The 12,886-nt window shown below is 67.5% G+C and carries 15 protein-coding genes; 7 read left to right on the plus strand and 8 right to left on the minus strand.

Going from position 1 to position 12,886, the window contains the following annotated elements:
• Positions 1–9 precede the first annotated feature (9 nt).
• The 4 genes from ACAM55_RS06605 to ACAM55_RS06620 form a co-directional block, all read right to left on the minus strand.
• A complete protein-coding gene (locus ACAM55_RS06605) occupies positions 10–1,554 on the minus strand; it encodes a TolC family outer membrane protein (protein ID WP_369655241.1) in 1,545 nt (514 codons plus the stop codon).
• Positions 1,555–1,575: 21 nt separating this feature from the next.
• Positions 1,576–1,914 carry a rhodanese-like domain-containing protein gene (locus tag ACAM55_RS06610; RefSeq protein WP_369655242.1) on the minus strand — a complete coding sequence of 113 codons (339 nt, stop codon included), beginning with the start codon at positions 1,912–1,914 and terminating at the stop codon, positions 1,576–1,578.
• A gap of 14 nt (positions 1,915–1,928) precedes the next feature.
• Positions 1,929–2,606, minus strand: coding sequence for a protein-L-isoaspartate O-methyltransferase (locus tag ACAM55_RS06615; protein WP_369655243.1), 678 nt, complete (start codon positions 2,604–2,606; stop codon positions 1,929–1,931).
• An 89-nt stretch (positions 2,607–2,695) separates the two neighbouring features.
• The gene (locus tag ACAM55_RS06620; protein ID WP_369655244.1) at positions 2,696–3,373 is read right to left on the minus strand and encodes a TetR/AcrR family transcriptional regulator; all 678 of its coding nucleotides are present in this window, start codon (positions 3,371–3,373) and stop codon (positions 2,696–2,698) included.
• A gap of 101 nt (positions 3,374–3,474) precedes the next feature.
• Here ACAM55_RS06620 and msrA point away from each other — a divergent pair, with 101 nt between their 5' ends.
• The 4 genes from msrA (at position 3,475) to ACAM55_RS06640 (ending at position 7,665) form a co-directional block, all read left to right on the plus strand.
• Positions 3,475–4,026, plus strand: coding sequence for a peptide-methionine (S)-S-oxide reductase MsrA (msrA, locus tag ACAM55_RS06625; RefSeq protein WP_369655245.1), 552 nt, complete (start codon positions 3,475–3,477; stop codon positions 4,024–4,026).
• Positions 4,027–4,050: 24 nt separating this feature from the next.
• A complete protein-coding gene (locus ACAM55_RS06630; RefSeq protein WP_369655246.1) occupies positions 4,051–4,458 on the plus strand; it encodes a hypothetical protein in 408 nt (135 codons plus the stop codon).
• An 81-nt stretch (positions 4,459–4,539) separates the two neighbouring features.
• A complete protein-coding gene (locus ACAM55_RS06635; protein ID WP_369655247.1) occupies positions 4,540–6,642 on the plus strand; it encodes a TonB-dependent receptor in 2,103 nt (700 codons plus the stop codon).
• A 72-nt stretch (positions 6,643–6,714) separates the two neighbouring features.
• Positions 6,715–7,665, plus strand: coding sequence for an AEC family transporter (locus ACAM55_RS06640; protein WP_369655248.1), 951 nt, complete (start codon positions 6,715–6,717; stop codon positions 7,663–7,665).
• Positions 7,666–7,795: 130 nt separating this feature from the next.
• Here ACAM55_RS06640 and ACAM55_RS06645 read toward each other — a convergent pair whose 3' ends face one another.
• Positions 7,796–8,179, minus strand: coding sequence for a hypothetical protein (locus ACAM55_RS06645; protein WP_369655249.1), 384 nt, complete (start codon positions 8,177–8,179; stop codon positions 7,796–7,798).
• 18 nt (positions 8,180–8,197) lie between these two features.
• Here ACAM55_RS06645 and ACAM55_RS06650 point away from each other — a divergent pair, with 18 nt between their 5' ends.
• The gene (locus ACAM55_RS06650) at positions 8,198–9,406 is read left to right on the plus strand and encodes an OmpA family protein (protein ID WP_369655250.1); all 1,209 of its coding nucleotides are present in this window, start codon (positions 8,198–8,200) and stop codon (positions 9,404–9,406) included.
• A gap of 107 nt (positions 9,407–9,513) precedes the next feature.
• On the opposite strand, the gene pdxH is transcribed toward ACAM55_RS06650, so the two are convergent.
• Positions 9,514–10,167, minus strand: a complete 654-nt coding sequence (gene pdxH, locus ACAM55_RS06655) for a pyridoxamine 5'-phosphate oxidase (RefSeq protein WP_369655251.1) — start codon at positions 10,165–10,167, stop codon at positions 9,514–9,516.
• A 64-nt stretch (positions 10,168–10,231) separates the two neighbouring features.
• Between pdxH and ACAM55_RS06660 the strand changes: the two genes are divergently transcribed.
• Positions 10,232–10,804: an NTP transferase domain-containing protein gene (locus tag ACAM55_RS06660; protein ID WP_369655252.1), complete on the plus strand. Its 573-nt coding sequence runs from the start codon at positions 10,232–10,234 to the stop codon at positions 10,802–10,804.
• A gap of 4 nt (positions 10,805–10,808) precedes the next feature.
• Here the strand turns inward: ACAM55_RS06660 and ACAM55_RS06665 are convergent, their stop codons facing one another.
• On the minus strand, positions 10,809–11,351 hold the full coding sequence (locus tag ACAM55_RS06665; protein WP_369655253.1) for a superoxide dismutase family protein: 543 nt from the start codon (positions 11,349–11,351) through the stop codon (positions 10,809–10,811).
• Positions 11,348–12,052, minus strand: coding sequence for a gamma-glutamylcyclotransferase (locus ACAM55_RS06670; protein ID WP_369655254.1), 705 nt, complete (start codon positions 12,050–12,052; stop codon positions 11,348–11,350). Before ACAM55_RS06670 ends, ACAM55_RS06665 begins: the two co-directional genes overlap by 4 nt.
• Positions 12,053–12,175: 123 nt before the next feature.
• Between ACAM55_RS06670 and ACAM55_RS06675 the strand changes: the two genes are divergently transcribed.
• Complete coding sequence (locus tag ACAM55_RS06675; protein WP_369655255.1) at positions 12,176–12,727, plus strand: OmpA family protein; 552 nt, start codon at positions 12,176–12,178, stop codon at positions 12,725–12,727.
• The last annotated feature ends 159 nt before the right edge of the window (positions 12,728–12,886 follow it).

Genomic DNA, 12,886 nt, shown 5'->3' on the forward strand with positions numbered 1-12,886 from the left:
GCCAGATCCCTAGCGCACCGGCGGGTTCAGGATGACCGGCGGCGGCGGTGCCGAAGGCATCGTCGGTGCCGGCGGGTTGAATGGCGGTACCGCGACCGGCGGCACGACCGGAATGCTGGGTGGCGTGACCGGCACGGCCTGCGGCCGCTCGCCGGGCGATGGCGATGGCGATGGCGATGGCGATGGGGTGCTTCCATTCTTCGCCAGCGTCGCATTGATCGCGTTCATGTCTTCAACGGTGAGCGTGCCGTTGGCCTGGCGCAGCTTCAGGTTGCCGAGCAGCACGTTGTAGCGCGCCTGCGCGAGATCGCGCTTGGTCTGGAACAACTGGCTCTGCGAATTGAGCACGTCGATGTTGATGCGCACGCCCACCTGGTAGCCGAGCCGGTTGGCATCGAGCGCGCTCTGGCTCGAGGCCTCGGCCGCTTCGAGTGCCTTCACCTGACCCGCGCCGGAGACCAGCCCGAGGTAGGCCGCGCGCGTGGCCTGCGCCACGCTGCGGCGGGTGCCTTCGAGCACGCTGCGCGACTGGTCTTCGAGCGCGAGCGTTTCCTTGATTCGGTTCTCGGTGGCAAAGCCCGCGAACAGCGGCAGGTTGAACACCACGCCCACGGACGCGGCGTTGACGCGCGTGCCGACGGTGCTGGTGCTGGTGCCGTTGGGATTGCGCGTGATGTTGTAGCCCAGGTTGGCGTCGAGCGTGGGCTTGTGGCCGGCTTCGGCCTTGCGTATTTCCAGCCCCGCAACGTCCAGGCCGAGTCGCGCCTGGCGGATGGCGGGGTGCACTTCGTCGGCTTGCGCAACCCAGGCTTCGATGTTGGCCGGCAGGGCCATGGGCAACACCACGGGCTGTGCCAGCGGCACCGGCACGCTGCCGGGGCGGCCGACCAGCTGGTCGAGCACCACCTTCTTCACCTGCAGGTCGTTCTCGGCCGCAATTTCCTGCGCAATGACGAGGTCGTAGCGGGCCTGTGCTTCGCGCGTGTCGGTGATGGTGGAGGTGCCGACCTCGAAGTTGCGCTTGGCCGATGCGAGCTGCTCGGCCACGGCCACCTTCTGCGCGCGCACCAGCGTCAGGCTGTCCTGGCTCGCGAGCACGTCGAAGTACGCCTGGCTCACGCGGACGATCAGGTCCTGCTCGGCCGTGGTGAGCACCGCCTCGGCGATTTCGGCCTGGCGCTTGCCCTGCTCGTAAGCGGCCCAATTGGCGGGCCGGTAGAGCGGCTGCGTGGCGTTGACGCCGACGTTCTGCGTGGTGAAGTCGCGCGGCGTCGTCGTTCCGCGGCCGGCGCCGGTGAGAGTGTCGATGTCCAGGGTGTTGCGCGTCGCGCCGGCCGTGAGCCCCACGGCCGGAAGGATGCCGGCCTTGGCCTGCGCGGCGCGCGCCACGCTTGCGTCGTACTGGGCCCGGGCGCCCTGGTAGGTGGCATCGAAGCCGCGTGCGGAATCGTAGAGTTCGTTCAGTGTCTGGCCTTGGGCCGGCAGCGCGAGCAGGGTGGCAAAGAGACTTGCGAGCGCTGCGGAAAGAGGCATAAGCCTGGGCCTGGAAGGCATTGAACGTCCTTGAAGAAAGAATCAGTAGCGCGGCACGGTGGGGTCGTGCTGCGCGGACCAGGCGTCGATGCCGCCGGCCACGTTGGCCAGCTCGGCAAAGCCGTTCTGGCTCAGGAAGGCCGCCACCCGCTGGCTGCGCGCGCCGTGATGGCAAAGGCACGCGATGCGCTGGCCTTCGCCGAGCTCCGAAAGGCGCGCCGGGATCTCGTTCATCGGAATGGCGACCAGCGTGAAGCCCTGGGGGGCGACGCTCGCCGTCTGCAGCTCCCAGGGTTCGCGCACGTCGAGCAGGACGGGCGCCGCGCCGGGGTTCTGCGCATACCAGGCGGCCAGGTCGGCGGGGCGGACTTGATCGATCATGCGGTGGTACCCGTTCAGAACGAGAAGCGCGAAGGCTCGGGGAAATTGAGCAGCCGCGGTGCCACGGTGTCCCACGGCTGGATGGTGTCCCACTTGCTTTCGCTGGTGCGGGTGACGAAGTGGGCGCGCATCATCGGTTCGTCGCCCACGATGGCGGCCAGCCGGCCGCCCACCTTGAGCGAGCCGAGCAGGTTCTGCGGAATGCGCGCCACGGAGCCGCTGAGCACGATCACGTCGAAGCTCGGGCCGCTCGGCAGCGGCACGGCGCCGTCGGCATTGCGCACCTCGACATTGGCCACGCCGTTCTGGCGCAGCGTTTCGGCGGCGCGGGCGGCCAGCACAGGGTCGATTTCGAGCGACAGCACCTGGGCCGCGCGATGGGCGAGCAGGGCGGCCATGAAGCCCGACCCGGTGCCGATCTCGAGCACCGACTCGTGCTTTTGCACGTGCAGGTCCTGCAGCATGCGTGCCTCGACCTTGGGCGAGAGCATCACCTGGCCGGGAACGGAGCCGTCGCCGAGCGGAATTTCCATGTCGAAGAATGCCAGGCCGCGATGCGCGGGCGGCACGTAGTCCTCGCGCCGGATGTGGGCCAGCAGGTCGAGAACTTCCAGGTCCAGCACATCCCAGGGCCGGATCTGCTGTTCGATCATGTTGAAGCGCAAGCGCTCGAGGGTGGGGGTCGGGTTCATGGGGGCTTTTCCTTGTGGGGCTCAGGACAAACCTTCAATTTTAGGTTGCCCGGCCCCGGCCCGCGGGAGACTTGCCATCCATTTGCATGTCATGCCGCTGCTCCGGGCCGCCGTGTAAGGCCGTACAGCACCGTCTCGGCCTGCGTGGCAAGGAATTTTTCAGGGTCGAGCGAGGCTTGCCCGTCGACGCAGACCATGGCCGAGTGCTTCCACAGCATGAGGAAGATCATGGGCGCGACCACGGCGTAGATGGCATGGTCGACGTCGACTGGCGCGAATTCGCCCCGGTCGATGCCGCGCTGCAGGATGCGCCGCAGCAGCGTGTGGCCGGGACGGACCACCTCCTGGCGATAGAACTCGGCCAACTCGGGAAAATTGGCGCCTTCGCTCATCATGAGCTTGGTCAGGCCCGACGCCTTGGTCATGCCGACCCGCTCCCACCAGATGCGCATGCAATAGCGCAGCATGTCGGCCGTGGTGCCCTCGAAGGCCTCGAACTCGTCGTTCCACTCGGTGAACCGGCCGCTGAGGTTCTCGACCACCACGGCCTTGAAGAGCTCTTCCTTGCTTGGAAAATAAAGAAAGAGGGTGCCTTTGGAGACCCCCGCGCGGGCCGCGACTTCCTCCGAGCGGGTGGCGGCAAAGCCTTTTTCGACGAACAGGTCGAGCGCCGCCGCCAGCAGCTCGCCGGGACGCGCCTCCTTGCGGCGCTCGCGTTTGGAGCGCACCGGGCAGAGCTTGTCGGCAAGGAAGCGGGGCGTGGGCATGAAATTAATGACTGATGGGTTAGTAATATAGTGACCGGCATCGGAGCCGTCAAGCCGCGACAATATCGGGTTCGCCTTTTCCCCACCTGCCGGAGCAGCCCATGACTTCCTCACCGTCGCCAACCGAAACCATCGTGCTCGGCGGGGGCTGCTTCTGGTGCACCGAGGCCGTGTTCGACCGCGTGCAAGGCGTGGTGGACGTCGAATCAGGCTACTGCAATGGCCAGACCGTCAACCCCAGCTACGAGCAGGTCTGCACCGGCCGCACCGGGCATGCGGAAGTGGTGAAGGTCGAATTCGACCCCGCCATCATCAGCCTGCGCGAAATTCTCGAGATCTTTTTCGTGGTGCACGATCCCACGACCTTGAACCGCCAGGGCAACGACGCCGGCACGCAATACCGCAGCGGCATCTATTTCACGAGCGATGCGCAAAAGCAGGTGGCTCAGGAGGTCATCCGCGAGATCGATGCGAGCAAGACCTACGGCTCGCCCATCGTGACCGAGGTGGCGCCGCTCGCCAACTACTCGACGGCCGAGGCCTATCACCAGGACTATTTCCTGAACAACCCCAACCAGGGCTACTGCGCCTTCGTGGTCGGCCCCAAGGTCGAGAAGTTCCAGAAGACCTTCGCGTCCCGGGTCAAGGGCTGATCGCTCATCAAGGCCCTGCTTCCCGTGCACATCGCGCTCAGTCCAACGCCGAACCGGTCGATCCTGTCGACCCGCGCGATCGCCATCGCGCTGGTGGTCGCGCTGTGGTTCGCGGGCACGCTGGGGCTCATGCACCGGACGATGCACGTGCCCGGCCTGGGGCACGCCCATGCGGCTGCCACAGTCCAGGCCGATCAACCGGAGGGCGCGCAGGAGCATGCGGCCCGCGGCATCGGCGGCCTGTTCGGCGACCACTCCGATGCCGAATGCCGGCTGTACGACCAGTTGTCGCACGGCTCGGGCGCGTTGGGCGTTCCGATGGTGGCGCTGCCGGTGCTGCTGCCGTCCGCCACCTTTGCCTATCTGCAGGGCGAAGCCATCGCCCGCTGGGTTGCGCTGTTCGACGCGCGCGGCCCGCCTTCCACTCGCTGAATCTTCCCTGTGTTCCGGTTGCTGCACCCGCGCCTCTGCGGGTGGCGGCAGATCGTCCCTTGATTCAACGAGTGCTCATTCATGATTCCCAATTTCCGTCGCAACGCCATCGGCGCTGCCGTTCTTTCGCTCGCCTCTTTCGCAGCCATGGCCCAGGCCCAGCCGGCACCCCAGGCGCAACCGGCCGAGGCGGCTGCGGCCAGCCTGCCGGAGATCGCCGTCACTGGCAATCCGCTGGGCGCCAGCGAACTGATTGCGCCCACTACCACGCTCTCGGGCGACAAGCTGCTGATGCGCTCCGAATCGACCCTTGGCGAAACGCTCAACAACCTGCCGGGCGTGAGCAGCAGCTATTTCGGCCCCAATGCGAGCCGGCCGATCATCCGCGGCCAGGACGGCGACCGCATCCGCATCCTGCAGAACGGCGGCGGCGCCCCTGACGCTTCCGCGCTGAGCTACGACCACGCCGTTCCGGTGGATGCGCTGGTCACCGAGCGCGTCGAGGTGTTGCGGGGGCCGTCCGCGCTGCAGTACGGCGGCAGCGCGGTGGGCGGCGTGGTCAACGTGATCGACAACCGCATTCCCACCGAGCCGATCAACGGTTTCGGCGGGCGCGCCGACCTGGGATTTTCCACCGGCAGCAAGGAGAAGAACGGCGGCGTGGTGCTGGAAGGCGGCAACGACCGCTTCGCGCTGCACGTCGATGCGTTCAACCGCGACTCCAAGGATGTCTCGGTGCCCATCGACCTGGAATGCAGCAAGCCCGGGCGGCCCTGGCTGGCGCGCAAGATCTGCAATTCGGCCAACGAGGCGCACGGCGGGGCGGTGGGCGGCACGCTGTTCTTCGACCAGGGCTTCATCGGCGCCTCGGCCAGCACCTACCGCAGCAACTACGGCACCGTGGCCGAAGACGACGTGACCATCGGCATGAAGTCCGACCGCTATGCGCTCGAAGGCGAGTGGCGCCCGGGCGGCTTCATTTCGAGCATCCATGCCAAGGCGAGCCACACCAACTACCGCCACACCGAGTACGAAGGCGGCGAGGCCGGCACCACGTTCTCGAACATGAGCAACGACCTGCGCATCGAGGCGCGCCACCGGAAGATCGGCAACTTCGAAGGCCTGGTCGGTTTCTCGAGCGAAAGCAACCGCTTTGCCGCCGATGGCGAGGAAGCCTTTGCGCCGCACAGCCGCACGCGCTCCAACGCGCTGTTCATGTATGAAGAGCTCGGCACCTCGTGGGGCCGGTTGAGCTTCGGCGCGCGCACCGAGAAAGTCCGCGTGACGTCGCTCGGCTATCCCGACGATCCGACGGTGACGCGCTTTGCCATTGGCGAGCGCACCTTCAACCCCCACAGCGCGGCCCTTGGCGCGCTGGTCAACCTGACGCCGCAGTGGCAGCTCACCTCGAACCTGGCTTACACCGAGCGGGCACCGAAAGACTACGAGCTGCTCGCCAACGGCCCCCACGTGGCAACGGCCGCCTGGGAAGTCGGCAATCCGGACCTGCAGAAAGAAAAGTCGACCGGCTTCGATGTCGGCGCGCAATGGAAGTCGGGCCCCAACACGGCCCGCGTCAACGCCTATGTCACGCGCTTTCGCAACTACATCGGCCTGACGGCTTCGGGCCGCACGCTCGATGAAGAAGGCCAGGTGGTGACCGATCCCGAAGCGACCGACACGCTGGCCGAGTACCTCTACAGCGGCGTGCGCGCGCGCTTCACCGGCATCGAGGCCAGCGGCAACCTGCGCCTCTTGGGCGCCGACGGCTTCGCGCGTATGGCCGATGCCTCGACGCTCGACCTGGAATGGCGCGGCGACGTGGTGCGTGCGAAGAACCTCGACACCGGCGAGCCGCTGCCGCGCATCGCACCGTTTCGCGCGGGCGCGACGCTGGCGTATGGCAACGGCCCGTGGAGCGCGCGCTTCGGCTTCGACTACAACGCGGCGCAGCGCCATGTGCCGAGCGTCGGCGCGCGCGAGACCGATGCCTACACGCTGTGGAACGCCTCGATTTCCTACCGCATGAAGGTGCAGCGCGCCAATCTCACCTGGTATGCGCGCGTCGACAACATCACGAACAAGTTGGCCTACAGCCCGACCTCGATCCTGACGACCACGGTGTACCCGAACGCGCCGCTGCCGGGGCGTTCGCTGAAGGTGGGCCTGCGCGTGACTTTCTAAGGCACCGGTACTGCTTCTTCCTTCCGTCTTTGCGAGCGGGAGGAGAAGCGGGCAAGAGGCTATCCTCGGCGGGTGAATTCGATCGTCATCTCTTCCCTGCTTCCCGTCGTCTTTCTGATTGCTGCGGGCTACCTGGCCGGCCGGCGCCGCTGGATCGGCGGCAACGCCGTCAAGGATCTTTCCAACCTGATCTTCCTCCTGCTGGCGCCCGCGCTGCTGTTTCGCGCCATGAGCACGGTGCACGTGCAGGAGCTCCACCTGAAGCCAGTGGCGGCATACTTCATTGCCTCGGGCCTGCTGTTCGCGGCCACGCTGGCGCTGCGCGGCTTCAACCGCACGGCGGCTGTCATTGCATTGGCCAACACCTACAGCAACACCGTGATGATCGGCATCGTGCTGGTCGGCCTCGCCTATGGCGAGCAGGGCATGGTGGTGCTGCTCACGCTGATCTCGCTGCACTCGCTGGTGCTTCTGACCAGCGCCACGGTGGTGCTGGAGCTTGCAGTGGCACGCGAGCATGCGACGGTGAGCGGCCAGGAGAAGCGCCCCATGGCGCGCACCGTGCTGCGCGCACTGCGCAACGCCATCATCCACCCGGTGCCGCTGCCGATCATCGCGGGGCTGCTGTTTGCGCAGACGGGGCTCGTGATGCCCGAATCCATCGACAAGCCGATCATGCTGCTCGGGCAGGCCTTCGGTCCGGTGGCGCTCGTGATGGTGGGCATCACGCTTGCGCTCACGCCCATCGGCCGGCACTGGCGCGGCGCCATGGTGCAGTCGCTGGTGAAGAACCTGCTGCATCCGCTGCTGGTGGCCGGCATCGGCTGGCTGCTGGGCGTGCGCGGCATTCCGCTTACCGTGATGGTGGTGGCGGCGGCGCTGCCCATCGGCGCCAACGTCTTTCTCTTTTCGCAGCGCTACCGCACGGCCGAAGACCTGGTCACGGCCAGCGTCGCGATGTCGACGGTGCTCGCGCTGGCCACGCTGACCTTGGTGATGACCCTGGTGCAGTGGCTTCCCTGAATCTTCGTAGTCTTTCGAACTACTGAAGCACCGGCAGCCCCGCACGGCGGGCGCCTATGCCGTTCGGCAGGGTGGCCATTTGGCGAGATGGCGAGCGGCGGCTGCCGTTCTACATTTGCCCGCTGATGATTTACCAGGCGCGGTCTTCGCCGTTTTCCGTCATGGCGCCGATTGCGATGGTGATCGCGCTGTGCTGTGCTGCCCTGCCGGCGGCGGCCGATACCAAGCCGTGCCGCACGCCCTGCCTTTCGGCTGCCGTGCCGCGCGAGTCGACGCCAACCCCGCCAGCAGCCGCGAAGCCAACGGAGGCAGAAGCCAAACCTGCACCTGTCGCGACATCGCGGCCGAGTGCCAGGCCGAAGCCGCAGGCCGTTGCCGTGGCTGCACCTCCCCCGGCCCCAATGGCACAGGAGGTGGAGAAGGCTGCCGCGCCGAAACGGCCGCCGCCCTCCAGGCGCTGCACCGAAATCAACATGCGCGCGGCGGTCGGCGAGCCGCTGTCGGACGAAGACATGAAGATATTGAGGAGTCAATGCTGATGATGAATACCACCCGCCCCATCCGCACGGCGCTGCGCGTGCTGGCACTGTGCGTCGCCGTGCTTTCCGCCGCGTGCGCGCATCGTCCGGTCCCGGGCAATGCCATGCCCTTCGAGCAGGCCGTCAACCAGGCGGTGGACGACCTGATCGTGCAGACCCAGAAGCTGCCGGCCTTCCTGGCCAAGGTGGAGTCGTCGATCAAGCAGAGCCGCATCGTGATCGATCCGCTGCTCGAGGGCTCGAGCGGCCAGCAGACCGAAGTCACGCGCGTGGCCGAGCAGCGCATCGTCCAGCGCATGCAGTCGCAGTTCAAGCAGTTCACCGTGACGCCGTTCAACAACGCCGAGATCGAGCGCGCGCAATACGTGCTCAACGGCACGCTGGTGCGCGACAAGGACGCGGCCGATGGGCGTTATCGCCTGAACCTGGCGCTGACCGAAATCAAGAGCGGCGTGGTCATTGCGCAATCGGTGGCGCGCATCAGCGATGCAACGTTGGACACGCGGCCGACGGCCTTCTTTCGCGACAGCCCCGTGAACGGCAAGGACCGCGGCGTGGAAGGCTACATCCGCACCGCCGAAACGCAGCCGGGCCAGGCGGCCGACGCGCTGTACCTGGAACGCCTGCCCACTTCGACCGTGCTGCAGGAAGCCACCGCGGCCTACGAGGCCGGCCGCATGAGCGAAGCGCTCAGCCGCTACGAAGCCGCCTCGCGCCGGCCCGACGGCCAGCAGCTGCGCATCTACAGCGGCCTGTATCTCACGCAGGCCCAGCTCGGACGCACCGCAGATGCGGAGAAGACCTTCGGCACCATCGCGAGGCTCGGACTGGAAACCAACAACCTGAGCGTGAAGTTCCTGTTCAAGCCCGGTTCGACCGACTTCCTGGCCGACCCGAAGATCAGCGCCGCCTATCCGATGTGGCTGCGCCAGATCGCGCGCCAGGCCGCGCAGATCGATTCTTGCGTGGTGGTCACGGGCCACACGAGCCGCACCGGTTCGGAATCGGTCAATGAGCGCCTGTCGCTGCAGCGCGCGGTCAGCGTGAAGAGCCGGCTGGTGGGCGAGGCGCCGCCGCTCTCGAAGAAGCTGCGCGAATCCGGCATGGGGTTCCGCGAGAACATTGTGGGTACAGGGGCCGACGATGCCAGCGATGCGCTGGACCGCCGTGTCGAGTTCAAGGTTGCGGCCTGCGAGGCTTGACCCACCCCCGTTGCTGCTCACTTCGTGTAGCCGCTTCCCCTCAAGGGGGCAACACCTGCGGCCCGTCAAAGCCGGTTCCGCGGTGTCCGCGAAGAAGGCGGGGAGGTTCAGGGCGCCAGGCGCTCGCGCACCCAGTTGCTGCCTTCGAGCCTGTAGCGCAGCCGGTCGTGCAGCCGGCTCTTGCGGCCTTGCCAGAACTCCCAGCGATCAGGCACGAGGCGATAGCCGCCCCAGTGCGGCGGGCGCGGGGGCGAGAGCAGGTGCCTCGCAGCCGCCACGGCCGCGTTCTTGACCAGCACGTCGCGGCCGCTGATCACTTCGCTCTGCGGGCTGGCCCAGGCGCCGATGCGTGAATCGAGCGGGCGGCTCGCAAAGTAGGCATCGCTCTCCTCGGCGCTGGTTTTTTCCACGCGGCCCTCGATGCGCACCACCCGCTCGAGTTCGACCCAGTGAAACTGCAAGGCCGCATACGGATTGCCCGAGAGCTCGCGGCCCTTGCGGCTTTCATAGTTGGTGTACCAGACGATGCCGCGCGCGTCGCAGCCCTTGATGAGCACGATGCGGCTCGAAGGCCGAAGGTCGCTGGACACGGTGGACAGCGTCATCGCGTTGGGCTCGGGCACCTGGGAGTCGATGGCTTCGCCGAGCCAGCGCTCGAACTGCTTCAGCGGGTCGTCCGCGCTGTGGGTTTCGCCGAGTTCGGCGCGCTCGTAGCTCTTGCGCAGCGCGGCCAACGTTTCGTTGGTGGGAGAAGAAGTCATGGCGGCATTGTTGCGCATGCGCCACCGCACGGCATTGCGGTCATTCCGCGGACATACTCGGCCCATGGCGGCAAAGGCGAATTCCCCCTTGGTGATCGTGCTGGCCTCAGGCCGCGGCGAGCGTTTCATCGCGGCCGGCGGCACCGGCTCCAAGCTGCAGGCGCCGCTCGCGGGCAAGCCGCTGATCGAGCGCACGCTCGATGCCGTGCGCGCCAGCGGCCTGCCGTGGCGGCTCGAAGACGCCGGGCATCCGGGCATGGGCGATTCGATTGCCGCCGCGGTGCGCGCCACGCCCGATGCCGCGGGCTGGCTGATCCTGCCGGGCGACCTGCCGCTGGTGCGTCCCGAGACATTGCGCGCCGTGGCCGCGGCGCTCACCGGCCGTATCTGCGCGGCGCAGCCGCAATACAGGGGCGAGCGGGGGCATCCGGTCGGCTTCGCGCCGGGATGCCGGGCCCAGCTCGCGGCGCTGCGGGGAAACTTCGGCGCGGCACCGGTCCTGAAGGCGATGCGCGCCATCGATGCGGTGGCCGACCTGGTGGTCGACGACGTCGGCATCGTGACCGACATCGACACGCCCGAGGCCCTGGCGCGCGCCGAGGTCCTGTGGCGGGAGCGCTCGGCGGGCGCTGGCTAGCCGATCAGCGCCGCGCGATCACCGCGCAGGCGGTGCGCGGGCCGGAGTTGCCGGCCGGCTGGGTCGTGAAATCGTCGCGGTCGCGGTGCACCACGAGCGCGCGGCCCACCACGTTGTTGGCGGCGCCTTCGGTCAGCGAGATGGTGTGGTCGTCGACGCTGAAGCGCGCCACGCCGCTGGCGTCGGCCACCAGGCTCGGCAGTTCGCCGGCATGGCTGCCCGGCGCGCCGAACTTGCCATGCGTGCCGCCAGTGGGGTTGAAGTGGCCGCCAGAGGCGTTGCCGTTGTCGCCGCAGTCGCCCTTTTCATGGATGTGGAAACCATGCTCGCTGCCCGGTGCCAGGCCGCGCACTTCGCCGGCCACACGCACGCCGTGGTCCAGGGCGGTGAAGGTCACCGTGCCCCGTGTCGGATTGGGCGAGATCGCCGCGGTGGGCATCAGTTCGGCGGCCGCGCTCGGCTTGCCGCCCATCATGCTGCCGCAGGCAGAGAGCAGGGCGCTGGCGAGAAGGGCGGTGCCGGTGGCGACGAAAAGGCGATGGTTCATGGTTTTTCCTTCTTGGAAGATGGGTCTGGAGACCCCGGAACATATACCGGACCTGGCCGCGTACCGCAATCGGCGGCCGCCTCGGACTGCTTTTGCAGCTCCTCTTGCGCCTCTTGCTCCTGCTTCTCGTGCGCCAGCGCGACCAGCCGCGCCAGGGCCGCGTCGTGGATCGAATGCCGGCGCAGCTCCAGCAAGGTCTGGCGCGCGTAGTCGAGCGAGCTGCCGTAGCGGCCGACCGCGTGGGTGAAGATGTGGCGGTAGCGGTCATCGCTGAGCTCGCCGGTGAAGTTGGGGCTGCGCCTCGAGAGCGTGAAGGCCAGCGCGCGCACCGAGCCCTCCGGCGTGTTGCACTTCAGCCATCGGGGGTCGTACACGCCGGTCGGCATCTCGCGCAGCCAGAGCCTGCGAAGCGTTTCGAGGCCGTGGGCCGAAGGCACCCGGAACACCATGCCGCGGCAACTGCCACCCGACAGCAGGCCGAAGACGAGGCCCGGCGTCTGGACGCTGCCGCGGTTGATGCGGCTCCACATCTTCAACGCCCGATGCCAGCCGTGCACCCATGCGGGCCGCCGCTCGACGAAGTCGAACTCGGGGCGCCAGATGAGCGAGCCGTAGCCGAAGAGCCACAGGTCTTCGTGGCCACCCCAATCGGCAATGGCCTGTTCGAGCATGGGCAGCGGGTCGCGCAGGGGCTTGGGCATGGGGTCCAGGCCCGGTGGACCCGGGTCTGGCGCGGGGCCCGAGGGGGTGGCGCCTACAATTTCGCGATCATGGTTCACCGCACCATTATTTACCGACCTCTTTCTTACGGAGTACGCCCCCTCATGAGTGACGACGACAGCCAGCAAAATTTCATCCTCGGATTTCTCCTGGCATTGATTGCGCTGGTGATCTTCTTCGTCCTGGGTATCGCGGTCTGGCACAAGGGGCACGCTGCGGCACCGGCCCATGCCAGGCCCGCGGTGGCGGCAGCTGCCGCAGCGGCGCCCGGTCCCACCACCACGGTGGCCGAAGTGACCGAGACGGTGACGGTCGTGATCCCCGACGGCGCGAGCATCCGGGTGGCCAACGGCGTGGTGAACTTCTATTTCGCCACCGGCAGCGCCGATCTCGCGCCCGGGGCGGCCGAGGCGCTGGCGGCCGTCATCAAGGGCGTGGAGAGCGGCCGCAAGGCGGTGGTCTCCGGCTTTCACGACACCACGGGCGATGCGGCCACCAACGAGCAGCTTGCCAAGAAACGCGCCGACACGGTGCGCGACGTGCTGGTAGGCCTGGGCGTGCCGGCCGGCAAGGTCGACCTGCAGAAGCCGGCGGTCACCGCGGGGTCGGGCAACAACGCCGAGGCGCGCCGCGTCGAAGTCAAGCTGGTCGACTGACGAGCCTCGCTCGTGCCGCTCGATTGACGCGGATGGTAAATCCGTATCGCCGGGGTGGTGGATTTCCATCGGCCCCGTTCCTGCTGTCTTGGTACTATCGACTTCCGAGTCGAAGGTCGCGAAAGCGACAGTGCCGACATGCCGGCCACGCGACCGAAA

It is taken from the genome of Variovorax sp. V213 (genome assembly GCF_041154455.1).
GTDB lineage: Bacteria > Pseudomonadota > Gammaproteobacteria > Burkholderiales > Burkholderiaceae_C > Variovorax.